Below are 23,603 nucleotides of genomic sequence, written 5' to 3' on the forward strand. Positions count from 1 at the left end.
ATCTCACGGGGCGAAGCGCTATTAATGCACGGGTGGGGGCAGCGTTCGCACGCAGCGCTCAGGACTCGAACGCCGCGAAACCGCGCTCTAGATCGGCCCGGAGGTCCTCGACGTCCTCGATCCCCACCGAAAGGCGGATGAGTGTATCGGAGATGCCGAGGTCGTCCCGCGCCGCCGGTGAGAGCGGTTCGTGTGTCATCGCCGCCGGAAGCTCCGCCAGGCTTTCGACACCGCCGAGGCTGACTGCCAGCGTCACTGTCTCTAACGCTTCGAGAAAACGCTTGGCGTCGGCCATCTCTCCAGCCAGTTCGAACGAGAGCACGCCGCCAAAGCCCTGCATCTGCTCGCGAGCGAGGTCGTGCTGCGGGTGGCTCTCTAACCCCGGGTAGTGGACTGTCTCGACGCGCTCGTGGTCCTCGAGGTACTGCGCGAGGGACATGGCGTTGTTCTCGTGGCGAGTCATCCGGACACCCAGCGTCTTGATGCCCCGCGAGATAAGGTAGCTATCGAACGGGGCAAGCATATTCCCGAGGGCGATCTGCTGACGGAACTCTACCCGTTCGGCGACCTCGGGGTCGTCGGTAATCAGCGCGCCGCCGACGGCATCGCTGTGGCCGTTGAGGTACTTCGTTGTGCTGTGGACCACGAGGTCCGCACCGAGCGACAGCGGTTGCTGGAAGTACGGACTCGCGAAGGTGTTGTCGACCCCGACCGTCGCGTCGTAGTCGGCGGCGACGGCCGCAATCGCGTCGATGTCACAGAGTCTGATACCCGGGTTCGTCGGGGTCTCGACCCAGACTAGCTCTGTTGCCGGTGTCATCGCGGCCGCTACAGCGTCGACATCGGTCGCGTCGACGAACTCCACGTCGACACCGAGCTGGTCCCGGAACAGCGTTTCAAACATTCGTCGCGTGCCCGCGTAGAGGTCGTCAAACGCAACGACGTGATCGCCCGGCTCGACCAGTGAGAGCACCGCTGTTGCGACGGCTGCCGTCCCCGAACTGAAGGCATAGGCCCGCTCTCCGCCTTCGAGCGCGGCTAACTCCTGTTCGAGGCCGTGTCGTGTCGGGTTCGACAGCCGCGAGTAGAGGAATTCTCCCTCCCCGGGGTCGATGTCCTCTAGAGACAGGTCCGTGTCGAGCCCGGCCAGTTCGTAAGTCGAGGAGAGGTGTATCGGGAGCGTGACGTCCCCTGCTGCTGACGTCGTCTCGGTATCGACTGCGATCGTGTCGAGGTGTGGACGCCGAGTCATACGCTTCCGTCTGCTGGCTGGCGCTAATACCTTTGCAATCATTACTCATTCGACTGCAAATAATTATAATCGCTGAGCATACGCCTTTAGCTATCCATCGGTCGGAATGCCAGACCATGCCACGCGAACGGCCGGATTTCGAGCGGTCACGGCCGTAGTGAAACACTATCCTTTTGACCCTGCTGTTGATAGAAAGCTGTATAATGGGCCGACGTAAGAAAATCGTCCAAGAATGTGAGACACTGATGGACGATCCGGAGCACATCCGGAACATCGCCATCGCTGCTCACGTCGATCACGGAAAGACGACGCTGACAGACAATCTGCTGGCCGGTGCCGGCATGATTTCCGACGACACTGCCGGCGAACAGCTGGCGATGGACACCGAGGAAGACGAACAGGAACGTGGGATCACCATCGACGCGGCTAACGTTTCGATGACCCACGAGTACGAGGACCAGAACCACCTCATCAACCTCATCGACACCCCTGGCCACGTCGACTTCGGTGGCGACGTGACCCGCGCAATGCGTGCCGTCGACGGCGCGCTGGTGGTCGTCGACGCCGTCGAGGGCGCGATGCCCCAGACCGAGACGGTGCTCCGGCAGGCGCTCCGCGAGGGCGTCAAGCCGACGCTGTTCATCAACAAGGTCGACCGCCTCATCTCCGAACTCCAGGAAGGGCCCGAGGAGATGCAGAAGCGCCTGCTCGCGGTCATTCAGGATGTCAACGACCTCATCCGCGGCATGACCGAGGAGATGGACGACATCGAGGACTGGACGGTCTCCGTCGAGGAAGGGACCGTCGGCTTCGGCTCCGCGCTGTACAAGTGGGGCGTCTCGATGCCGTCGATGCAGCGTACCGGCATGGACTTCGGCGAAATCATGGAGCTTGAGCGCAACGATAACCGCCAGGAACTCCACGAACGCACGCCGCTGTCCGACGTGGTGCTCGACATGGTGTGTGAACACTTCCCCAACCCTGTCGACGCCCAGCCGATGCGCGTTCCGCGTATCTGGCGTGGTGACGCCGAATCCCAGCTCGCCGATGACATGCGACTGGTCAACGAGGACGGCGAAGTCGTCCTGATGGTTACCGACATCGGTGTCGACCCTCACGCCGGCGAAATCGCCGCCGGCCGTGTCTTCTCCGGCACGCTGGAGAAGGGCCAGGAACTGTACGTTTCCGGGACTGCGGGCAAGAACCGCATCCAGAGCGTCGGCATCTACATGGGTGGCGAGCGCGAGGAAGTCGACCGCGTCCCCGCCGGGAACATCGCCGCCGTCACGGGCCTCAAGGACGCCATCGCTGGCTCCACTGTCTCCAGCGAGGAGATGACGCCGTTCGAGTCCATCGAGCACATCTCGGAGCCGGTCATCACGAAGTCCGTCGAGGCACAGAACATGGACGACCTGCCGAAGCTCATCGAGACGCTCCAGCAGGTCGCCAAGGAAGACCCGACCATTCAGGTCGAAATTAACGAAGACACCGGCGAGCACCTCATCTCCGGTCAGGGTGAACTCCACCTGGAAGTCATCGGCCAGCGTATCGAGCGCAACCAAGGTATCCCGATCAACACCGGTGAGCCGATTGTTGTCTACCGCGAGGCCCCGCAGGAAGACAGCCGCGAAGTCGAAGGTCGGTCGCCGAACAACCACAACCGCTTCTACATCAGCATCGAGCCGCTCGGCGAGGACATCGTCGAGACGATCAAGATGGGCGAGGCGTCGATGGACATGCCAGAACTGGAGCGCCGTGAAGCGCTGCAGGAGGCCGGCATGGACAAGGACGACTCCCAGAACATCGAGCACATCCACGGGACCAACATCCTGCTTGATGAGACGAAGGGTATCCAGCACCTCAACGAGACGATGGAGCTCGTCATCGAAGGTCTCGAAGAGGCCCTCGACGACGGTCCGCTCGCGTCCGAGCCGGTACAGGGGTCGCTCATCCGTCTCCACGACGCCCGCCTCCACGAGGACGCCATCCACCGTGGTCCGGCCCAGGTCATCCCGGCCGTCCGCGAGGCTGTGCACAACTCCCTCATCGACGCCAGTATCAAGCTGCTGGAGCCGATTCAGCAGGTCCGCATCGACGTGCCCAACGACCACATGGGCGCTGCGAGCGGCGAGATTCAGGGCCGCCGTGGCCGCGTCGACGACATGTACCAGGAAGGCGACCTGATGGTCGTCGAAGGCGTCGCGCCGGTCGACGAGATGATCGGCTTCTCCTCCGACATCCGCTCCGCGACCGAGGGCCGTGCCTCTTGGAACACCGAGAACGCCGGCTTCCAGGTCCTTGCCGACAACCTCCAGCCTGACAAGATCAGCGAGATCCGCGAGCGCAAGGGGATGAAGCAGGAACTGAACCCGGCTATCGACTACTTCTAAGTACCTTTTTACCTCACCCCCTCTCCTCGCGCGCTTTGTGAGCGCGCTGCGGGGAGCGGGTTCGTAAAAATCTACGCTAAAAACGACCTCCGAGTCGCGTTCTGCGAACGCGCTCGGAGTGAAACCACGCTCGCTCCGCTCGCGCGGTATGCGTGTCCGCTCCGCCTCGTCTGATTTCACTGCGTCTGTACTCGTTTTCGGCTATTCCGCTTCTGCCTGCGCCCGCAATCGGTCGATTCGGTTCCCCAGCGGCGGCGATCTCGAGAACGGGTTCGCGAGTCGTCGTCGGGACGGTTCAATGCCGTGGACGTCGGCGTACCGTTCGAGAGCGTCCGCGACGGTCTCCGGGCCAACGCGCTCGGCCGCGTAGTCGTCGGCTGCCCGGACGCCGCGGCGAGTGACCCACAGGCTTGCGATGGCGAGTCCGAGACTCACGCCGACGAGAGGCCACAGCGGGCCGATATCGGCCAGTGCCACAAACAGCGGGACGACTGTAATAAGCAGCCCCACCATGACCCGGGCAAGCACTCGGGCGTTCTGGCGGCCGGCCTGAACCGCAAGGAGAGCCGCTGCCGTTTCGTCGTCGAACATGTCGAGGAATGTGCTCGTCACGAACAGGCGACGATACCCAGAAACGCCGCGAACGGTCAGGTTCGCAGTCCTCTCTTGTTCGGTGTCGAAAATTCGAACGTCTCGGACAGTAAGTCCCGCACCCTCTTGGAGTCGCTCTAATGTCTCCGCTGTCGGTTCATCCGGTCTATCGACCGACCGAATTAGCGGGATGAACCACGGGGAGACGGCCTGTACGGTGACAAGGAAAACGGTAACGAGCGCCAGCAGCCCGACTGACGACAGTCCGAGTTCAATGGGAACCACGGCGACAGTCACCAACGCAGTGATTCCGAGGACGTACCGTCCCATTCGGATGACCGCACGGCCAGTTGAGAGTTTGATGTCCCGAACGTTGCGGACGCCCGGGACAGTTGGCGCGTAGGCGGCCAGCCAGATGATGCCGGCGGCGAGCAACTCGGTGAACGTCGCCAGCACTGCTCCAACGACTCCGGTCCGTCCGCCGGGAACCAAGTGGCCGAGTCCGAGCGACAGAAAGACGACCCACGACAGCAGTGCGAACGGGAGCAAAACGCAGAGATATAGCTGCCGATATCTGGTGACCGGATTCGAGAGGCGCCGTACGACTGCGCTTCCGAGTGCGCCGAGGACGATTCCAATGACGGCGAGGACACCGACGAGGAACACCGCCGTCCCTATCGCTATCGGTGATGACTGGAGGGCGTACACATACGACACGCTTCACCGGTGAGGAAAAAACGTAGCGTTCCCCTGCCAGTGATTGTCTCGACGGAGGCAGGCCCCACGCTTAGGTCGTCCGGCGTCGAACGGCCAGATATGAGCGACCGCCTGCATCAGATTGTGGACCTTCTTGTGGCTGCTGTCATCGCCGGCACGTCGACGTTCATCTGGAGTTTCGTTCTGCCGACGGGGCTAGCGCTGACGCTTGCGGGAATGTTCGCGGCGATGTACTACTTCTCACGTAACCCCTGGGGGTCGCCCCGCGGCGAGGCGTACAACGAGTGGATCGACGATCTGTACGAGCGGTTTCTGCCCTGAGACCAAACGAACGGTTTCTTATACGTGCCCCTGCTGAGTCATCCACAATGAGCCGAGATACTCAGGAGGTGAGCGGGCGATGAGCGACTCGACCGACGAGGTACGGTCCTACACAGTTCGGCTGGAACTGGTCGACGAACCGGGCGAACTGTTGCGGGCGCTCGAGCCCATCGCCACAAGCGGCGGGAACCTCCTCTCTATCTTCCACGAACGGGGGAACGTGACCCCGCGGGGCCACATCCCCGTGGAGGTCGATCTGGAGGCGACCCCCGAGCGGTTCGACGGGATCGTCGACGCACTCCGGGACGCGGGCATCAACGTTATTCAGGCCGGGGCCGAGCAGTACAGCGAGGCGCTGACGATTATTCTCACCGGCCACCTCGTCAACACTGACCTTTCCGACACACTCTCGCGGATCCACGAATCCACAGACGCGACCGTGACCGACCTCTCGCTGTCGGCACCGGGGGGAACGGACGATGCCTCCAGCGCGCGCATCCGACTGGCGACCGAGGAGGGAGCGGTCGACGAGGCGATGCGGTCCATCCGTACCGTGGCCGACGAGAAGGGGCTCCACGTCATCGAACCCCTCGCTGCGGGAGGTGACGCATGAGGCTCGCCGTCATCGGAGCCGGTGCCGTCGGCTCCGCCGTCGTCGAACTGGCGAGCGACCACGGCCATTCGGTTACTGCGTTTGCCGATTCCAGCAGCGCCGTCATCGATAGCGCCGGTATCGACACTGCTGCGGTCCTCGACCGGAAGCGAACCGACGGTGTCGTCGGGAGCGACGCACCCGAGGACGCGCTTTCGGCCGAGTACGACGTGCTCGTCGAGGCGACGCCGACGACGCTCGGCGACGCCGAACCGGGCTTTAGCCACGTCCAAGCCGCCCTCGAACGGGACCGCCACGCCGTGCTGGCGAACAAAGGCCCGGTCGCCGAACGGTACGCGGACGTTCGCGCGCTGGAACGCGAAAGCGAGGGATCCGTGCTGTTCGAGGCGACCGTCGGCGGCGCGATGCCGATTCTCTCGACTATCGACGACTTCGACCCGAGCCACATCACCGCCGTTCGCGGCGTGCTCAACGGCACGGCGAACTTCATCCTCTCGCGGATGGCGACCGAGGGTCTGGATTACGAACACGTCCTCGCGGAAGCACAGGATCTGGGCGTCGCCGAAGCCGACCCGACCTTCGACGTGGACGGGACCGACGCAGCGCTGAAAGGCGTAATCATCGCGAACGTCCTGTCAGACGACGAAACGGAGTACACGCTCGACGATGCCGAGGTCGAGGGAATTCAAGAAATCTCTGGCAGCGCGCTCGAACTCGCCCGGGCGGACGGCCGGACTGTCCGACTCATCGCTGAGGTCGTCGAGGGCTCTGTCCGTGTCGGCCCGCGACTTGTGCCGGACAATGCGCCGCTCGCTGTCTCTGGAACCCGGAACATTGCCCAACTGGAGACCGAGCACGCCGGCCAGCTCAATATTTCCGGTCGCGGCGCTGGCGGTCCGGAGACGGCGAGCGCGGTGCTTGCCGATATCGGCCGGCTGTAACAGGACAGCAGGATTTCTAACGCGGCCGCGTCGTTTCTCGCATTCGCTGCCTTTCCCACCCACCAGTTCCGTTTGTCACTCCGAAAGACATTGATCCGGTTGTGACTGCCGGTATCAGCAACCTCTCAGACCAAGTCATCGGGTGTCACACTACCATGGCATGGCGTGCCGAATCGCAAGAAAGCGACGGGCTGACGCTTACACGCTTTCGAAATCGTTTTATGAACCACCAGCTAATAAACCCGATACAGCGCCTCTGCGCGTGAGAGATAACAATGAGCGACGAACAACACCAGAACCTGGCCATCATCGGTCACGTCGACCACGGGAAAAGCACGCTCGTCGGCCGACTCCTGTACGAGACAGGATCGGTACCGGAGCACGTCATCGAACAGCACAAGGAAGAAGCCGAAGAGAAGGGCAAGGGCGGATTCGAGTTCGCCTACGTCATGGACAACCTCGCCGAAGAGCGTGAGCGTGGTGTCACCATCGACATCGCCCATCAGGAATTCAGCACTGACGCCTACGATTTCACCATCGTGGACTGTCCTGGTCACCGCGACTTCGTGAAGAACATGATTACCGGCGCGTCCCAGGCCGACAACGCCGTCCTGGTCGTCGCCGCCGACGACGGTGTCCAGCCGCAGACCCAGGAGCACGTGTTCCTGGCCCGCACCCTGGGCATCGGCGAGCTCGTCGTCGGTGTCAACAAGATGGACCTCGTCGACTACGGCGAGTCTGAGTACAAGCAGGTCGTCGAAGAGGTCAAGGATCTCCTCACTCAGGTCCGCTTCGACCCTGACAACGCCAAGTTCATTCCGCTCTCGGCGTTCGAAGGCGACAATGTCGCCGAGGAGTCCGAGAACACGGACTGGTACGACGGCGAAATCCTGCTGGAAGCACTCAACAACCTGCCAGCTCCGGAGCCGCCGACGGACGCGCCGCTCCGACTGCCGATTCAGGACGTCTACACCATCTCTGGTATCGGTACGGTCCCGGTTGGCCGTGTCGAGACGGGTATCCTGAACACCGGCGACAACGTCAGCTTCCAGCCGTCTGACGTCTCCGGTGAAGTGAAGACTGTCGAGATGCACCACGAGGAAGTCCCGAAGGCCGAGCCCGGTGACAACGTCGGGTTCAACGTCCGCGGCGTCGGCAAGGACGACATTCGACGCGGTGACGTCTGTGGTCCGGCTGACGACCCGCCATCGGTCGCCGAGACCTTCCAGGCCCAGATTGTCGTGATGCAGCACCCGTCCGTCATCACCGAGGGGTACACGCCGGTCTTCCACGCTCACACGGCACAGGTCGCCTGTACCGTCGAGTCCATCGACAAGAAGATCGACCCGTCCTCCGGTGAGGTCGCCGAGGAGAACCCCGACTTCATCCAGAACGGGGACGCTGCCGTCGTGACGGTCCGCCCACAGAAGCCGCTCAGCATCGAGCCGTCCTCCGAGATTCCGGAGCTCGGCTCCTTCGCTATCCGCGACATGGGTCAGACCATCGCCGCCGGCAAAGTCCTCAGCGTCAACGAGCGATAACGTATGTCCCAGCAGGCACGCGTTCGGCTCGCGGGCACAAGCCCCGAGGACCTCGACGACATCTGCGCCGACGTGCGGGAGATCGCGAACAAGACCGGTGTCGAACTCTCCGGTCCGGTTCCACTCCCAACCAAGACGCTGGAGGTTCCCAGCCGCAAGTCCCCCGACGGTGAGGGGACTGCGACGTGGGAACACTGGGAGATGCGCGTCCACAAGCGGCTCATCGATATCGACGCCGACGAACGGGCACTGCGCCAGTTGATGCGCATCCAGGTTCCCAACGACGTCTCCATCGAGATCGTCCTCGAGGACTAATCTCCGGGGGCTGTCGCTTCGCGACAGCGTCGGTGTGCCACCCGTCCGAACCGCTGGCCGGGACAGTGTGAATCGCTATCGAAGGCCGCTCTCACGCGCAGGGTTTTTATAACTCCGCGTTCGAGTGGCAGACCACGCGGGCTCGTAGATCAGTGGCAGATCGCTTCCTTCGCAAGGAAGAGGCCCCGGGTTCAAATCCCGGCGAGTCCATAGCGGTATCTCGTCCTGTCGAACTATCCCGAAAAGCGACTGCTACGCGCTTCTACTGCAATATTACTCGCAGACCCATCTGCGTATAAACTCAAAATCAAATCGAACCACGAACGGTTACGCATCATCTGGGGTGCAGTCTTGCGATTTCGCGAAGGAATTGGCCGATTCCCGAACGGGGGTGGTTTCCCTTGAGTAACCGACTTGTCGGGAGCACAACTATCGAGAAGTCGAACTGCCAGCACTGCGGGGCACACGTTTCGCGTGACTTCCGGCGGACCTTCGGCGACGGCGATGATATCGCTCATCGCTGTCCAGCCTGCGACTGTATGCCCCGTATCTCGCGGGGAACTGCAGCTGGGAAAGAACTCGACTATCCCGATCCGGAAGACCAGCCACAGCGGAATCAGGGCGGTCGAGTGGAAGCCCGGACTGACGGGGGTGAGAGTCTGTGAGTCCACAGTCTTCGCTCTTCGATTACGAACCAGACCTGTCGCCGCTGACTGACGCCGAGCGAGAGGTGTACGAGGCCGTGGGCATGGGCCAGTATGGGCCACGGGAGTACGCCCGCAAGACTGGCCGTTCACCCGGTACAGTGGNGCTGACTGACGCCGAGCGAGAGGTGTACGAGGCCGTGGGCATGGGCCAGTATGGGCCACGGGAGTACGCCCGCAAGACTGGCCGTTCACCCGGTACAGTGGGCAACCTCCTCGGTCGTGCTCGCGAGAAACTGGAGGTGGTTCCGGCGTGACTGGATTCGTTCGCGCCTCAGAACTGTACGATGTCGAAGCGGGTGAACCCCTTCAGTTCGACTGGACGAATCTCAAACCACTTTCGGAGAGTCAAGCCGAGGTCGAGCGGGCGGTGGCCGCCGTCAAGACCGACGGGGGGCGATGCGAACGATAGGGCTGGCCCCTCACGAACTCCACGCCAATCTCCTGTTCAATAGCGACGGCCTTGCGCCGTTTTTCGCACTGGACAGTGAGGTCAAGGCTGGTGAGGGGTCAAAGAGCAGCGAGTTTCTGCAGGATGGCGAGCGGTGGGTCGTTCGCCTCTCCTATCAGGACAGCAATATCGTTCACCCCGGCGAGCGGACGCCACAGGGAACGGACTGGCAGCTGCAGAATATGCGTGAGTACCGGCTCAAGGTCGCCCGCCATCCAGATGAGGATTCGGTCGGCCAGCAGGATTTCGTCGCCCACGCTGCGCCACGCTGGCCCGGGATGCAAGGCGAGCGTGATGATGGAAGCCGTGTCGAGATTCCTGTTCCAGACGGGTTCGGCGAGGGTGTGAACGTCCGCGTGAAAGGCTCGAATATCGAATTCCACCGATATCCCGAGCTACTGCAGCGGGCGGCCATTGAGGTCGGCGTCACCGGCCGGTACTTCGAGGAGCCACATCCCTACAGCAACGTGCAGGACGCAGAGAAGTACGCCCGGGTTCATCGGGACGCCAGTGGGCCAGTCCATGCTCGCGATGGGCCGATTGCGGCGATGGGTCACCTCCTGGAGTCGGACCGCCGTGGCTATCGGAAGATCGTCCAGAACGATGACGATGAGCGCGGCCGGAACCTGCCAGGATACTACCACACGGCCACACTCGGCCCGAAGCGGATTCGAGAGGCATTCCCCGACCACCACCTCCCCAAGGAGGTGAAACACTACTACGCCCGTGAGGCGCTGTCTGTGCCCGATGATCATCCGCTATCGCACCCGAAAGTCGGTTCATCTTTGCAAGCATCGCTGCTGGATGATGATGAGACTGTCCGGTGGCGCGACCTGGAGACGCTGGAACGAGAGTTAGATCAGACTGTGCTGTCGGTCCTGGCCGATGCCGGTATCGATATCGCACCGACGGGTTCCGGCCCATTCGTCGAAGATTCATACTTTGAGCCGAAGGTGAACCACTCCGGCCCCGAGCCGGTCGGGCTGGACCTGACCCGAGTCGAGCAGAAACAGGAGAGTGTTGTTGTGCGCCACCTTTCAGATGGGCTCTCGCCGGTACAGTGGGAAGCCTTGGAGATGTTGGTAGCAGACGGTGGGCAGGTTGCTCCGGCGGATATCGCAGACGAGTACGGCCGTCATGTCGAAAGTGTCCGGCGGGCGCTTCGAGAGATGGAAGACTTGGTGATATCGGACTATGCCGACGTGTCGCTCCGGTCGGAGTACGTCGCGGAGATGGTTCACGAAGCTGTTGACGAGGCGCGTGAAGCCACTCGCCGTGCTGTTGACACCGCGGCGAAGGCCGCCGAAGCTGCCGAGCGTGGGCTGGAGAACACGATGAGCGCGTTCATCGCATGGGCCGCTCGCCACGGTGTTGATGTGAACGACGCTCGCGAGGCTCAGATGACCCTGCGGTTCGGGGAGATCGAGAAGCACGGGAAGGCGATTCGCGAAGGCTTCCGGGTATGGAAAGACGCAGGAATGCCCGAAGAGCGCTACCGGCAGGCCCGGGTGCAGCTCGCGGACGGCTCGCGAGGGACGGCCTGGCGCTGGCTCGCCACCGGGTAGCGGCCCGCCTGCTGAGAGGCATCACTGTCCAGCACCACGAAAGTACCACTTGCTTTGCCGATTTCTCCCCCTGCCCGGCACGGTCGCCGATGTGATCGAGGGTCGACCGGGCCAATGGCCCGGCCGTCGTCCGAACGGAATCAAACCCGGGGGGTTGTGATTCCGTTTAGAGGTGTGGCTAAGGCCACATCATCAAAATACACCGCATTACTCTTTCGACCACTCAACGAGTAAAGGGATGATCAAATTCCATCTGCGGACGGTGAGTTCAGTGGGACTTCATCTATAAAATATGGGACACGAGTTGATAGGAATGTACGACTTCGTTTGACCCCATCCATAGAACGAATCCTGTCAGTTATATTATCCAAATGATCGATCGATTTGAAGTTTAGTTCTATCGCTATATCTGCCCAATTAAAACCGAGTCCAGAGAGTATATAAGGAACATATAATGGATTCTCGGTTTGTAGATTATCAACGACGTCGTCATATCTCCCACGTTCGGTTGAAATACCGAAGAATGCTCGATACCACCCATCGGTCAAACCTGGATCAATTCGTACCGAGAATTTTCGGATCACCTCCTTATCTATAAGATAGTCAATAGCTTTTGCCACCTCATCTGGTGAGCTAATCATATCTATTTTATCTGAAAGGTCACTTGGCCGGTTCCGGAATGACGCATCTGACTGGAGTTCATTAAGAACAATTCTCTGAAGATCGTTTAAATCGACTGTACGACGATCACGCTGTTCTCCCTTCTTAAAATCAGATCCCCGCCATCTAATCCATTGCTGAATAGTGAATGTTTCCATAGAATAGAACTTAGAGTCTATATCTGGTTTACCAGAGCCCCTATCTGGTTGAATAAAGACATTTGTAGAAAACCGATCAACTTCGGGACCACTTTTGCTTATTTTCCTGATAATCACATCATAATCACCTAATGTGATCATTGCCACTTGACTTCCTTCCCACTGACCAATCTTTTTCAATCCTTCGTCAATTATGCCATCATAATTCCTCTCGAGGTCGACCAAATGGTACGAGGGAACCGAGTATCCTACCCTAGCTGGATCAACAACGGCGATTTCTGAGCCAACTTTCCCCTCTTCACGCAGTTCATTGATTTTGTGTTCTACTTCAGTGGGCGTAGCATCAATTGACCCAGCAATGTCGTCTGAGGTTTGGGTAGAATCTGTATAGAGTTGCTCAATCACTCGGTCCTCTATTGTATTAGTGTTTGACATAGTCACACATGGCACTGATATCATCTGTAACTATAAATATGTATTGCAGAAATGCATTGTAGATATACAATTCAGATAAGTATAATATCAACATTCAACCTATCAACATTCAACCTATCAACTTCATCGGCTACTTCTTCGGTTACGTTTGACGTCACTATAGTAAACCTATCAATAGGGGTTTCGTCTATTCTATCCGCTGTCTGTCTGATGTTTGCTATCGTGTCTGTATTTATGTCTTCAATAACAGTGATGCCAACTTTTTCACCCTGACTGGTAGCCCCGACAAAATCCATTTCAACTTTGTATCCCTCCGGTCGATACGCTTCATTCTCCTTTCGGATTTCATATGATGAATCAATATTCCGATTTAATTCTAATGTTTTCATCAACTCTTTTTTCGAAATGTTTTCTCCCTTTTCTCTCAGATTTCTCTTGCTTTCCCGAATGTCTCGATATGTTTGATACTTTTCCAACACATATATGATTAAAATAATTCCAATAAAAAATAGCAATATAAAAACAACCTCTTGTTGCAGATTTTCTGGAACTCCTATTTGTATAATGGTTAATACAGTTACACTAAAAAGTGAGAGAAAATATAAAACCGGTAACACAAACTCATTCAATTTGGTTACTTTGCTGCTTCCCAAACTGTACTGTATAGTAAGAAAACCGATCTTGAGTACCAGAAATACTCCGGATATTGCCGCAAGGGCAGCAAGGTATCGTACGGGTGTTTTATTAGGAATTGTATTTATCGGATAGTTTGTGATATACCACCCGAGAGCTCCAATCGCGAATAAAACTTGAACAGACTCAACCCGCCGTCTACTTCCTGCTTGCCTAACATATTCAAAATAATCTTGTATAATATCTGAATCTGATGCTTTATCGTCACCCTTCTCAGATTGAGTCATGATCTTAGTATATGTAGAGTAGTATACCTTATGTTGTTCAGGGTCTGGCCATAGTGTCAGGCTGAATCAAAAATCATATTTATTTTTATTTTACTTTGTTCTGATCTGCGATGCTCACCACCGCCGTGCCAATCTAATGGAGGCAGCCGAGAGGAATGTCGCATTTTCCATTTTAACACTTCCACACCTAGCCCACGTACTCTATACACCCCGAAAATATACCACCCATTTACTGTCCGTAACTTCTTGTGGTACCGGTCGTAGATTTTGAATGTTCCAGGCCGTCCATCAGCGTGTCGGTGCATCGCGGCCTTAATTTCGACAGGTGTTCCATCCGGTCGCTTCGCGTCGTGCCAGCTGCACCGATCTAATTCGAGGTTGTACCGCTCGGCGGCTTTGCGCTCGACGAGCGTTCCGTAGTGATTCGCCTTATGACTTCGACTCATTCGCGCACCTCGTGTGCGTCATATATAGATACTCCTCCGGGCTGTTTTCGGTCGTTGCCCATGGCTCGCGCGTGCTCGCACCGCGAGCGCACGCCATGGGCCATTAGCAGGGCTACGTCGGGGGGTTGTTTGTTGTTGGGTTGCTCGAATTCCATCGCTGTCATGCGGTTAGATCCGTCACTTCACCAACCACGTTCCGGTGCTTTCCATCGTCCTGATACTCGTTCCAACGCTGGCGGACCCATTCGGCGCTGTACGGCACGAAATCGGCAATTTCGTGGTTTGGTCTGTCCGGCTCAGACTCCTTGGCGGTGATGACTGTGTAGATCGCGAGCTTCCGAGAGAGGTCTTCCGGGTCCACCTCGTCACCGTCATCCTCGCCGCTCGACCACGACCACGTCGTCGGTTCCTTGTCGTCGTAGCGCCAGTCCGTCTCGGGAATACCAGATACGGAGAAGATCGGGTTGACGCCCTTCCGGTTCCGCACGTCTTCGTAGAAGGTCGCTTCTTTCAGCCCCTCTTTGTGGACACAGACACCGAGTTCCCGAACCAGCGGGTGGACGTCCCGGCCGTCGTGACCGATGATGATGAGCGAACCGCCGTACTTGCGGATCTTGTACGTGAGCGGTCCAAGTTTCGTCTTCGTCTCGTAGCCGTCCGACCCACTCCCACCGGCGTTGCTGCTGGCCTCGTCGAAGATGAACAGTTTCGGGACCTGCTCGTTGTGCATGGGATCGCCGTCCTGTTTCAGCCACTCGTTCAGCGCGCCGTAGTTCGCAAGCCAGCCATCCCGACGGTCGCCGTCCGAATCGGTCCACTCGTCGGTCTCTTCGAGCGTGCGGATGTTCGAGGCCACCAGCGCGTCCGAAGAGTGTTGTTCCTTCCAGAGTTGTCCGAGTAGACAGGCGAAGTTCGACTTCCCTGTACCGGGTTCGGCCCACTCGTAGAACATCGGTGCGGGGCCAGTCATCTGTGCCCGGAGTTGGTCGATAGCCTTGATACCGGAGATATCGGCCCGCTGGCCGGCGTCTCCAGTGAAATGCTTGAGTGACTGCATATCGCCGTTGGCCATGGCCCGCCGTGCCGTTTCGGTTCCCTCGATGCGGACGATCTCCCGAACGTGAGAGAGATCCTTCGCTTGACCTGGCATCTTCTCCGGCCGGTCACAGTGTCGCGGGTCGTAGTGAGTTTCAAGAATCGAGAGGTAGCGGGATAGCTTCTCATCGCGGACGATTCCGGCGTGCTGGTGTACCTCGTCAGGATTGCGCTGGCCGTAGCCGTCCTGATACTCGCGGAACTGTGCGGGCGTGTAGAGATCACTGTCGTCAGTCATCGTTTAGTCGTGGCTCCTGTGATTGCTGATCGGCCGGTTCGTTCTGCCCATAGCCCACAGCGGCGTCTGCGGTGGGATCGGGCGCGTCGGTGAGGTCGTGAATCGTGGGTGCGTCTTCGGGGTCTTCGCCGTCTTCGATGAGGTCGCCGAAGGTCTCTTTCGCCGCTGTTTTCTGAATCATCTGACCGCGTTCGTTGGCTTCGGCGTCAGCAGTGACGAGTTTCTTTTGTAGCTCGACACTGCCACGACTCCACCGGCCGCGGATCGCGGCGAGTTCCTCGGCGCGGTCGATGAGCCAGCCGTGAATGTCCTGCATCTGCTTCTTGCTGGTCATCAACTGCGTATCCTGACAGCCTTCGAGCCAGACGCCTTCGACGCGGAGCTGGTCGATATCTTCCAGATACTCGTATTCGCGGACGGCCCATGCACTGCCGCCGTTGACAGGGTACGGGTCGGGGCCGTCGATTTCTTTCTCGCGCCAGAGTTCGGGCGGGACGTAGTACTTCTCGGTTGTATCGTCGACGGCGTTGATGTGATGGACTTCGACCCAGTTACGACGACGGAGCCAGCGGGCGATTTTCGCACCGACGAGATAGCAGGGAATCGCCAGCACGAGCCAGCCGACGGCCACCGCGGGAATCCACGTCGGCAGGGTCGGTAGTTGGGGCTGGTAGTAGGCGAACAGCACGACCGCGCCGACGAGCATCCCGCTGACGAGTAGCTTGTACTCGGCCAGCAGATAGGTGAAGCGGTCGCGGTTGTCCGCGAAGGTGGGCGCGGGCATTTACGCCACCTCCGGCCGCCCATTCTCGCTACGGATCACATTGTAACCGGCGATGATCATCCAGACGAACGCGACACCGGCCCCGGCGAGCCACGCCTGCAACGACGACAGCGCACGGAGTATGTCGAGTCCATCACCAGAGGGCTGCTGTACGATCTCGGCGTACAGTGGGGTGTTCTCGGTGGAGATGGCGACACCAACGTAGCCGTCCTTCTCAGTGACGGGAATCTCGACAGTGGCGGTGTCATCAGAGCGCATGGCGACGGTGCGAACGGGAATCTTCCTGCCTTCTTGGAAGCGGCCGGCGTCGGAGATTGTCACGGTCTGGACCGCGCTCGACTGAAGGGTGATCCGAGCGATACCCTCGTTCGGCAGGTACTCCGAACCGACTATCTTAGTTTGTCCGTCGATGCGGGTGGTGTCGGTGGCGTTGGCTGTGGGCTGTGGGCTGGATGTTTCGGCGGGGAGGTTCCCCGCAGACTGTGCGGCGGTCGGGGCGCTGACGCAGCCGAGGCTGACCACGAGCAGCGCGGCGAAGAAAAGTGAGCGCATGGGTGATTAGTCCTGAAGCACGACGATACCGAGCAGCGTGCCGATGACAGCCAGCGCCACAACAGGGCTGACACTGCCGCCACCGAGCAGGCCACCGCCGGCAGACTGTTTCATGGCCTTCTCACGGGCTTCGATCTGTGCGCGGCGGTACGCTAGATCCTCGTACTGCTGTTTCAGTTCGGTGACGTTGCTCGTCTCGTAGGTGGTTTTCTGGATAGTGACATTCTGGACGTTCTCACCGTTTGTCGTGGTGATTCTGTCGATGGTGAACGTCCCATCTAATTCTACGACTCGGTCGCTGGTGACGACGTACTGCGTGCCGCCAATCTTACTCGTGTTGTAGGTCGTTCCGTTCTCGAACTGGCCGCTGGCAGGGTTCTCCTGACTGAATAGGACACCTTCGTACTGCGTCCCGGATTCAGTAGTGACATTGAAGCTCCCGATCTGGTCGAAGTTCTCAGGGGAGTTCGTGCCGAGTAAGGTGAGCTGTGCGGCGGTCCAGCCTTGGAAGTCGTCGCCCGCGGACTGCTGGTTTGCCAGCACGTAGGGGTCAACGAGGTCGCTACTGTTGATTTCGCCGTTCTGGTACTCTGTGTACGTGTTTGAAGCCAGTGTCTCCATATCTGACTTCACTGTACTGGACTCGGACTGAATCTGTTGCCAGCGGGTGTTGTAGTCGTCAGCGGTTGGGGTCAGCAGTTGGTCGTAGTTCGAGTTCGGTGCAGGAACAATAACCCCCTTGACATCACCGGACCCAGCCTCTCCCTGAACACCAGTTGTGGGGTTGTAATAGGTATCGCTCCCATCGCTGATACCGCGCTGTGCGACAGTGATGGAGTCTCCGTTTTGGAGTGTCACCGTCGTCGTGCTGCCGAACATCCGGTAATATCTGTCCTGGCCGTTGTCGTTGACATAGTAGACCGTCGCCACTGAACTCCCGACAGACTCGTTTGCAGCTATCTCTGAGAGGCGTTGCTGATTATACACTGAGCGGGACCAGTCGTTGAGTAAGGCCCGCTCGTAGGTGGCGTAGTACTCCGCGACAGCCTCTTTGGCGGAAGTGGTGGCCGCGGTTTGTGAAGATCCGTTGTTGAGTGCCCGGATATAGGCGTTCTTGCCTTTGACGCGGGCGACGGTCTTGGCATCGGCCAGATTGTTGTCAATCGTCGTTAGCTGGTTCTCAGTGGCTGAAAGGTCGTTCTGAGCAGAGCCGTAGATATCAATCTGCAACTGTTCGGCATCAGTTTCGGTAGTATCCACGGTCCCAGTGTCTGGCAGGCCGGTTCTGTCCAGTTGGACAATAGAGGGCATGACTGCTTCCCCGATTTGCTCACTCATGTCGTAAGTGAATCCCGGGTCTCCACCCGTGTCTCCAAGGAATTTGCCGTTATCACCCGGTGTCCATGCGGCGGTTGGTCCGCCCTTGCTGAATGATACCGGCCCATCAGCGCCCTCGACCTTCACCGTGAACGACTCATACGCACCTGCATTTCGGAAGTGGGCGCTGTTGTGAGAGCCGCTAACGGTCTTTTTGAGAATCGCCGTGTTGTTTCCAGCGGGCGATTCGTCGGTAATGACGGTGATAGTCGTCTCTGACGAGACATCGAACAGGTCAACCTTGATCTTGTGCGGGCCTGTCTCGAAGGTTTTCGTCACTGGCCCGCTGTCGGTGGCCGTTTCGGTCGACTGTGCCAGCGCGGGACCGACGGCCCCGACGACGGTGGAACAGACGATGAGGGCGGCGAGCAGGACCGAACGGGCGCGGGTCACTGTTGACGCCCTCCGTCAGTTTCGACTTGATCGACGCTGGTACGAACGTCTTGATCGTCAGCGCCAGCTGCGGTGTCTCGTTCTTTGACGTGGTGCGCCCCGATCACACCGGCCGCGACAATGGCCGGAACGACGACGGGGAAGGGATCACCGACGACAGCTGAGGCAATCGTGGAGGCAGAGACGCCGATAGTGCCCACAAGCCCATAGCTGAGAATACGGTCCATTGGATTCACCCCAAGTAGCTGATGACGTAGTAGCCGGCGGCCTCGACGGCGACGACAGTGAGACCGATAGCAGCCGAGCCGACCACGATATCCTGCGCACCGAGGATGTTCAGCCCGGTGAATAGGACGATGACAAGCGTCCCGAGCGCGAGGTAGGTTTCGACAGTGGCCGATCCTTTGGCGATTTCGACGAGATCGGTATCGAGCTGGTAGTTCTTGTTCCGACTCTCGTTGACGCGATTGGTGGCGTAGGCCATCGCCAGGGCGGCGAGCGACAACAAAAATGCGAGGTCAATGCTCGTACTCTGAACCGTGAACACGGACGCGCCGAGGTCGTAGCCGAGCATACTGATCGAAGCGATACCGTTGGTGACGAATGCGCTGGCGGTGAAAATCACACCGGCCAGAGCGTCTTCGATGTCTATCTTTCCGAACATGGGTTGTACCGGCCGTGAGTACGACCGTATTCCGGCCGTGCAGTCTGCTGGCTAGAAAGCACCGAATCGCGGTATTCCCGGGACTCAGTAAATTTTAGTATCGGGACTGCACCGCCGGTGGCATGGAGATGCGAAAACTCTCCCCGGCAGGTGGCTGTGTGACCGTCTCAATACCGATAGATGATCTCCGCGAGCGCGGTGTCGTCGACGAGGATGGCGAGTTGGTGGGCAACCACTGGGCGAAGGTCGAGAGTCTTGATCAGGACGACGAGGGCGACTACCGGTTAGAGTTGGTCAGCCCATGATGCGAGCCCGACCCCGTGGGGTTCGAGCCAGATGTAACGCCAATCCTCAATGTATGCACCTGTGGGCTGTGGGCCGTGGGCTACGGTGCATAGAATCAGGGCGGTCGGGACAGGGGTTCGGCACGATCACACCAACGATCCGACCCCTCTTTATCAAGAACCACCCTGTCGCTCACTCCAAAACGACGCGAACCAACCCCTGGTACATACACTCGTTTAAACAATGACCCGACGCACCAGTCTTAAGATCACTGACGAACGGCAACGACTACTGGATAAGGCAAGTGCGATTGTCGCAAGTGACCAGCACGACGACCCGCCGATGTCCGATGTACTGGATGCGGCGCTGACGCATCTTGTCGAGAGTGAGGAAAATATCCAGAACGCGCGTGAGGAGCTAGACCCCGAGACAATCCAACACTTCAACACAACCGTTCTTGGACTTCGCTACCGGACGAGTGTCAAGAGTAGGTGGCGATAGTATTTCTTGGCCATAGTCCAAATATTCACCAGAATTACCAGATTATATACATACATCGCTAAAGTTACATTTTAAGAGTCTATTCTTTTACCGTCAGATTAATTTCAATCCAAAGTGACGAACACGTATGAAGGCAGGAAAAATTTCTCTGGTTGATTCGGATACAGAATCATTAGAATCATTTCATAAAACATACCCCACAGACAAGGGATCACCATTCGATGAAATCGCGGAGTCATTGGATGTGAGAGAAGAGATTCCCTTGCCTGGCGACCGTACCGGCTACTCAGGTCGTGCTGCTGTTGAGCAAATAGAAAGCAAAGAAAAGTTGGAGATAACTGAAGATGGTTCTATTTCTGTGGGTGAAACTCTAGAAAAGCAAGTTGCATACACAGAATTCATTTTTGTCCCAGATTCGTTTTTGGCTGTAGATAGTTCTGCTGGTGAATTTTTGGACCCACTATTAAATAGACACACGCAGCACACAAGCTTCCCTGCTAAGATTAATCTTGATTCTGTATTAAAGAACTCTGGCGAGCCGAACGTCTGGAAGATCGGATTCGAAGATCGGGGAGAGGAAGCAGAGAATGGTGTTGTCCACGGAGTAAACCTACTAAATGACCCTGAATTTGGCGACCTGCTGGGCGTTTCCTCAAAAAATCAGTTGGGGCTTGAACTGCAGATTAACGACGACATGGCAAATGTGTTTGTCGCCAAAAGTGGATATGTCGAAATATATCAACCCGAACACTTTGACACAAAAGAATATATCCAATACGTTGAAGAGTACATTCTTCCAAGCTCTGAAATACAGTAGACAAGACACCTAATACCGAAAGTAATAATATATACCATATAAACTAGTCTGTCATGGTAACTTCATGCGCGGTTTACAATATAACTAGAGATATTGATATTGATGACGTTTACTCTCGTTTCACGAGCGGCGGAGCGTCATACAACCGACCTCCATCTCATGTTGATGATCCCCTGTTAACCGACGTATCAAACGTACAAAGGACTTCTGAGGGGATAGAATGCACTGTCAGGTACGATATTGAGGATACTGTCCCCGTGCGGGAAGGCGAAGATCCGTGGATTGACACTCTAAAAACAACGACAGTACGTATATCTGAGAACAATTTTATTTTGAACAAATTCGACAGCAAGACGAAGGCCGCACGTGAAGTGGGCCGTGTTTTGGAGATCGGCACTGATGGATATGACCCAGTTGAATTTTCTTCTGCGACTATACTCGGCGTCGTCGCTGAAGACAGTGAAGGAACAAATCAGGAGACCTGGAAAAACCCGACAGAACACGCTGACACAGCTACACTCTATGGGGATATTAGCGACTCAGCACTAGCAGCTGATTTCGATACAGATGGACGACCATCTTGGGTCAGATTCGAATCTAGTCAATATCCTCAGCGCGAAGTAGGTATCTCTTCCAACAAAGATAGCGTTGTATTTGTCGGTGATTGGGACTTTCCGGAGATGGAGAGCTATATCTCTAATGTCGTCATTCCGAACAATAGCTAACTAAACTGACTGCAATCCCTATCGCCTATAACTCCACGGAAATCTTCAATTGCTTTCTCAATTTTATGTGGTGATATATTCCCTACCCTGAAATTACTACGGAAGATCTCCAAACGATAGCTATCCTTTCTTACTCTTACCACTTCGTCTGAAATCACATCATCGAAACGGCAGGTTAAGCTCAACTCACCCTTGTTGTCCCACAACGATTCAAATTTTGCATCAAATTCGGACTTTATAGATAGCAGCATCGAGAGGTTTCTAACTTCTCCATCTGGCCGTATATTCTCACTCTCAATCTTCAGGCGTATTCTGTCCGACTGCCTCTGTTCCACGGGTTCAATGTCTTCCGCGTGGTCATTGGCCCCGATCTGATTTACCGAAAATTCACCATCAAACTCATAATTCCTTCTATAGAATTCGAATTCTACTTTACTGACACGGCGATTAACGATTTCACAGTTCTGCAGTTTTTCGAAAATCAAATCTAAAAGGCGGCTGGATGCCACGGACTCGTCTAACGTGTACGTTGACGTGAGCATGACTGATGCTACATCTGGAGTATCAGTAGCATCGATTTTCTTGGAGATATCCGGGTGAGAGAGTCCCATAAGTGTGCGAAATACCTGTTTCAGCCTATTCTTATAATCCGTGCAACCCTAGTAACTCTTGTGATTGACTCAGCATGAAACTGTTGTTTCAATTTAATGAACGGAGTGTGTTATCCATCTCTTCAGCGTAAGTCATGGCAGCCTCCTTGCAGTCCTCAATTTCCTGTAATGTGCTATGGTATGCTTGTAAGTCACCGCTTTCGTACAAATCCCATAGTGTTTCTGCCCAGTCTTCGTGATCCGACTCCTCCTCCCAATATCTGATTGTTTCAATTCTCAAAGATTCTGCACCTGCAGATCGAGCCAATGCTTCAATTTCGGTAATCAGGTGTCGTTCATTATCTGCTGCTTCAAAAGCTTGCCATGTGTCTATCAACCATTGGTCAAAATCACCTTGTTCTCCGACCATGTGTGGATGATGATTAGGGCCTGGTTGTTCATGGACTTCTCTAAGAAACAGTACATCGTTGCCATCGACTTCACCGTCTGGAAGCCTTGTGATAAAACGATCCGCTAATCGAATCCGCTTCCGTTCTGCTGTTTCAAGATTATCTAATGCTGTAGTGTAGTTATCGGCTGCTCCTTTTAGAACCCTTGGCGCTCTGTCTTTTGTTGCCTCTGGAATCTCTTCCCACTCTGAATGTCTCTCTTGGTACTCATTCGGAAGATTACCCTCTGCAGCAGCTGCTGTTTCATCCATGAGTGGTCTGGTAAGCTCGTTATAATTCCACTCTTTCCTGCCTCGCCACTTCTTTCTAACATATTTTACTCCCTTACCAGCCCATCTAAGCACTCCCATAGTTAACGAATCTTCAACCTGTATAATGACGTTTCCGCCTCCGTAATCTGGTCTTTAAATCTGATTTCAGCATTGACCCCTTTCGCCATCTTCTCTATCGAGAAACCGCCGTTGACCACCTATCCCGAGCGTAGGAACCAGAGATTCAGTTACCAGCTGACTTACGTCCCTGATTTGAACTATGGTCTATACGTTCGATCCACCTCCCAATTCAACCTCCCACCGGAAGATTTCAGTTTGGCTTCCTCCATCACGGGCATACGCAACGAGTTCAGCACCCTCTGGAAGGGGGTTGAGTGTATTTGACGAAGTTCCAGAAGCAATGACTTCCGTTTCACCGCTTGCAATTCGCTCTACCTCCTCACCCTGATACTTGATTATAATTGAGTCCGCTGCACCCCACGTATTTACTCCGGCTTCAACATAGTATCCCTCACCACTCTGTGACCGCTGGGAATAGAATGCAATCTCGGGGCCTGGAGTTGAAACCGGCTCAGGCGATTTAATTTCAATAGAGTCATCTGAGCCAGATGTTGGCGTAGCGGTCTGGACCGTACTCTGTGATGCGGGTGTATCTGTCGATGGTTGTGGGCTACCAGAAGTAGTAGGAAATACATCTGCAATAACTAATCCCCCCACTGCCAGCCCGGCACCCAGGGACATGGCAATCCCGAAGCCGATTACATAAACAGTTCGACGTTTCACAGACAGGACAACGAGAAATAAGAACTTGAAACTATTC

General features: G+C 56.7%; 28 protein-coding genes, 1 tRNA gene and 1 pseudogene. 16 read left to right on the forward strand and 14 right to left on the reverse strand.

The features are described 5' to 3' along the window. Positions 1 to 58: 58 nt before the first annotated feature. Entirely contained in the window at positions 59 to 1,252 is a 1,194-nt protein-coding gene (locus C443_RS13910; RefSeq protein WP_005537144.1) for a trans-sulfuration enzyme family protein, read from the reverse strand. 203 nt (positions 1,253 to 1,455) lie between these two features. Between C443_RS13910 and C443_RS13915 the strand changes: the two genes are divergently transcribed. Continuing rightward, entirely contained in the window at positions 1,456 to 3,642 is a 2,187-nt protein-coding gene (locus tag C443_RS13915) for an elongation factor EF-2 (protein ID WP_005537145.1), read from the forward strand. 201 nt (positions 3,643 to 3,843) lie between these two features. Here the strand turns inward: C443_RS13915 and C443_RS13920 are convergent, their stop codons facing one another. Continuing rightward, positions 3,844 to 4,941 carry a peptidase gene (locus C443_RS13920; protein WP_311241318.1) on the reverse strand — a complete coding sequence of 366 codons (1,098 nt, stop codon included), beginning with the start codon at positions 4,939 to 4,941 and terminating at the stop codon, positions 3,844 to 3,846. A 108-nt stretch (positions 4,942 to 5,049) separates the two neighbouring features. On the opposite strand from C443_RS13920, the gene C443_RS13925 reads away from it, so the two are divergent. The 11 genes and pseudogenes from C443_RS13925 to C443_RS13970 all read left to right on the forward strand — a co-directional run bounded on the left by C443_RS13925 (position 5,050) and on the right by C443_RS13970 (position 11,401). Beyond that, a complete protein-coding gene (locus C443_RS13925) occupies positions 5,050 to 5,271 on the forward strand; it encodes a hypothetical protein (RefSeq protein ID WP_005537150.1) in 222 nt (73 codons plus the stop codon). A gap of 79 nt (positions 5,272 to 5,350) precedes the next feature. Continuing rightward, positions 5,351 to 5,884, forward strand: coding sequence for a hypothetical protein (locus C443_RS13930; protein ID WP_005537151.1), 534 nt, complete (start codon positions 5,351 to 5,353; stop codon positions 5,882 to 5,884). Then, positions 5,881 to 6,825 carry a homoserine dehydrogenase gene (locus C443_RS13935; RefSeq protein ID WP_005537152.1) on the forward strand — a complete coding sequence of 315 codons (945 nt, stop codon included), beginning with the start codon at positions 5,881 to 5,883 and terminating at the stop codon, positions 6,823 to 6,825. The genes C443_RS13930 and C443_RS13935 overlap by 4 nt, the downstream gene beginning before the upstream one ends. A 275-nt stretch (positions 6,826 to 7,100) precedes the next feature. Beyond that, positions 7,101 to 8,366 carry a translation elongation factor EF-1 subunit alpha gene (gene tuf, locus C443_RS13940; protein ID WP_005537153.1) on the forward strand — a complete coding sequence of 422 codons (1,266 nt, stop codon included), beginning with the start codon at positions 7,101 to 7,103 and terminating at the stop codon, positions 8,364 to 8,366. Between the two features lie 3 nt (positions 8,367 to 8,369). Then, positions 8,370 to 8,681, forward strand: coding sequence for a 30S ribosomal protein S10 (gene rpsJ / locus C443_RS13945; protein WP_004590697.1), 312 nt, complete (start codon positions 8,370 to 8,372; stop codon positions 8,679 to 8,681). A gap of 138 nt (positions 8,682 to 8,819) precedes the next feature. Continuing rightward, positions 8,820 to 8,891 (forward strand) — tRNA-Ala (locus C443_RS13950). 191 nt (positions 8,892 to 9,082) lie between these two features. After that, entirely contained in the window at positions 9,083 to 9,346 is a 264-nt protein-coding gene (locus C443_RS13955) for a DUF7563 family protein (RefSeq protein WP_049944064.1), read from the forward strand. Further along, a pseudogene (locus C443_RS22390) lies at positions 9,343 to 9,477 on the forward strand (sigma-70 family RNA polymerase sigma factor); the annotation flags it as partial. The gene C443_RS13955 and the pseudogene C443_RS22390, both read left to right, overlap by 4 nt. Positions 9,478 to 9,486: 9 nt before the next feature. Further along, positions 9,487 to 9,642 carry a sigma factor-like helix-turn-helix DNA-binding protein gene (locus C443_RS22395; protein ID WP_049944082.1) on the forward strand — a complete coding sequence of 52 codons (156 nt, stop codon included), beginning with the start codon at positions 9,487 to 9,489 and terminating at the stop codon, positions 9,640 to 9,642. After that, positions 9,639 to 9,797 (forward strand): hypothetical protein, encoded by a 159-nt coding sequence (locus tag C443_RS21780; protein WP_005537157.1) that lies wholly within the window; start codon positions 9,639 to 9,641, stop codon positions 9,795 to 9,797. Before C443_RS22395 ends, C443_RS21780 begins: the two co-directional genes overlap by 4 nt. After that, positions 9,785 to 11,401: a DUF7845 domain-containing protein gene (locus C443_RS13970; protein WP_005537158.1), complete on the forward strand. Its 1,617-nt coding sequence runs from the start codon at positions 9,785 to 9,787 to the stop codon at positions 11,399 to 11,401. The genes C443_RS21780 and C443_RS13970 overlap by 13 nt, the downstream gene beginning before the upstream one ends. Before the next feature lie 242 nt (positions 11,402 to 11,643). Here C443_RS13970 and C443_RS21225 read toward each other — a convergent pair whose 3' ends face one another. The 9 genes from C443_RS21225 to C443_RS14005 all read right to left on the reverse strand — a co-directional run bounded on the left by C443_RS21225 (position 11,644) and on the right by C443_RS14005 (position 19,123). Continuing rightward, on the reverse strand, positions 11,644 to 12,660 hold the full coding sequence (locus C443_RS21225; RefSeq protein ID WP_160163356.1) for an Lrp/AsnC family transcriptional regulator: 1,017 nt from the start codon (positions 12,658 to 12,660) through the stop codon (positions 11,644 to 11,646). Positions 12,661 to 12,725: 65 nt separating this feature from the next. Then, positions 12,726 to 13,574, reverse strand: coding sequence for a hypothetical protein (locus tag C443_RS21230; RefSeq protein WP_005537160.1), 849 nt, complete (start codon positions 13,572 to 13,574; stop codon positions 12,726 to 12,728). Positions 13,575 to 13,630: 56 nt separating this feature from the next. Beyond that, a complete protein-coding gene (locus C443_RS22400; RefSeq protein WP_080505484.1) occupies positions 13,631 to 14,020 on the reverse strand; it encodes a hypothetical protein in 390 nt (129 codons plus the stop codon). Between the two features lie 160 nt (positions 14,021 to 14,180). Continuing rightward, on the reverse strand, positions 14,181 to 15,353 hold the full coding sequence (locus tag C443_RS13980) for a hypothetical protein (protein ID WP_005537161.1): 1,173 nt from the start codon (positions 15,351 to 15,353) through the stop codon (positions 14,181 to 14,183). Next, complete coding sequence (locus C443_RS13985) at positions 15,346 to 16,137, reverse strand: hypothetical protein (protein ID WP_005537163.1); 792 nt, start codon at positions 16,135 to 16,137, stop codon at positions 15,346 to 15,348. The genes C443_RS13980 and C443_RS13985 overlap by 8 nt, the downstream gene beginning before the upstream one ends. Next, the gene (locus tag C443_RS13990; protein WP_005537165.1) at positions 16,138 to 16,689 is read right to left on the reverse strand and encodes a hypothetical protein; all 552 of its coding nucleotides are present in this window, start codon (positions 16,687 to 16,689) and stop codon (positions 16,138 to 16,140) included. Between the two features lie 6 nt (positions 16,690 to 16,695). Then, on the reverse strand, positions 16,696 to 18,459 hold the full coding sequence (locus C443_RS21785) for a hypothetical protein (protein WP_005537167.1): 1,764 nt from the start codon (positions 18,457 to 18,459) through the stop codon (positions 16,696 to 16,698). Further along, the gene (locus C443_RS14000) at positions 18,456 to 18,686 is read right to left on the reverse strand and encodes a hypothetical protein (protein ID WP_005537169.1); all 231 of its coding nucleotides are present in this window, start codon (positions 18,684 to 18,686) and stop codon (positions 18,456 to 18,458) included. The genes C443_RS21785 and C443_RS14000 overlap by 4 nt, the downstream gene beginning before the upstream one ends. 5 nt (positions 18,687 to 18,691) lie before the next feature. Next, the gene (locus tag C443_RS14005; protein ID WP_005537170.1) at positions 18,692 to 19,123 is read right to left on the reverse strand and encodes a hypothetical protein; all 432 of its coding nucleotides are present in this window, start codon (positions 19,121 to 19,123) and stop codon (positions 18,692 to 18,694) included. A gap of 122 nt (positions 19,124 to 19,245) precedes the next feature. Here C443_RS14005 and C443_RS14010 point away from each other — a divergent pair, with 122 nt between their 5' ends. From C443_RS14010 to C443_RS21240, 4 genes are all read left to right on the forward strand, one after another. Next, the gene (locus C443_RS14010; protein WP_005537171.1) at positions 19,246 to 19,428 is read left to right on the forward strand and encodes a hypothetical protein; all 183 of its coding nucleotides are present in this window, start codon (positions 19,246 to 19,248) and stop codon (positions 19,426 to 19,428) included. A 223-nt stretch (positions 19,429 to 19,651) separates the two neighbouring features. Continuing rightward, positions 19,652 to 19,909 carry a DUF7386 family protein gene (locus tag C443_RS14015; RefSeq protein WP_005537172.1) on the forward strand — a complete coding sequence of 86 codons (258 nt, stop codon included), beginning with the start codon at positions 19,652 to 19,654 and terminating at the stop codon, positions 19,907 to 19,909. Between the two features lie 127 nt (positions 19,910 to 20,036). Further along, the gene (locus C443_RS14020) at positions 20,037 to 20,726 is read left to right on the forward strand and encodes a hypothetical protein (protein WP_005537173.1); all 690 of its coding nucleotides are present in this window, start codon (positions 20,037 to 20,039) and stop codon (positions 20,724 to 20,726) included. 53 nt (positions 20,727 to 20,779) lie between these two features. Next, complete coding sequence (locus tag C443_RS21240) at positions 20,780 to 21,451, forward strand: hypothetical protein (protein WP_152423044.1); 672 nt, start codon at positions 20,780 to 20,782, stop codon at positions 21,449 to 21,451. Here C443_RS21240 and C443_RS14025 read toward each other — a convergent pair. From C443_RS14025 to C443_RS21250, 3 genes are all read right to left on the reverse strand, one after another. Then, positions 21,448 to 22,062, reverse strand: coding sequence for a hypothetical protein (locus tag C443_RS14025; RefSeq protein WP_152423045.1), 615 nt, complete (start codon positions 22,060 to 22,062; stop codon positions 21,448 to 21,450). The two genes, C443_RS21240 and C443_RS14025, sit on opposite strands and share 4 nt — an antisense overlap. Positions 22,063 to 22,150: 88 nt before the next feature. Next, positions 22,151 to 22,861 (reverse strand): hypothetical protein, encoded by a 711-nt coding sequence (locus C443_RS21245; protein WP_152423046.1) that lies wholly within the window; start codon positions 22,859 to 22,861, stop codon positions 22,151 to 22,153. Between the two features lie 186 nt (positions 22,862 to 23,047). Continuing rightward, positions 23,048 to 23,566 (reverse strand): hypothetical protein, encoded by a 519-nt coding sequence (locus tag C443_RS21250; protein ID WP_160163357.1) that lies wholly within the window; start codon positions 23,564 to 23,566, stop codon positions 23,048 to 23,050. Positions 23,567 to 23,603 lie beyond the last annotated feature (37 nt).

Origin of the sequence: Haloarcula argentinensis DSM 12282, assembly GCA_000336895.1 — an archaeon.
Classification (GTDB): Archaea; Halobacteriota; Halobacteria; order Halobacteriales; family Haloarculaceae; genus Haloarcula; species Haloarcula argentinensis.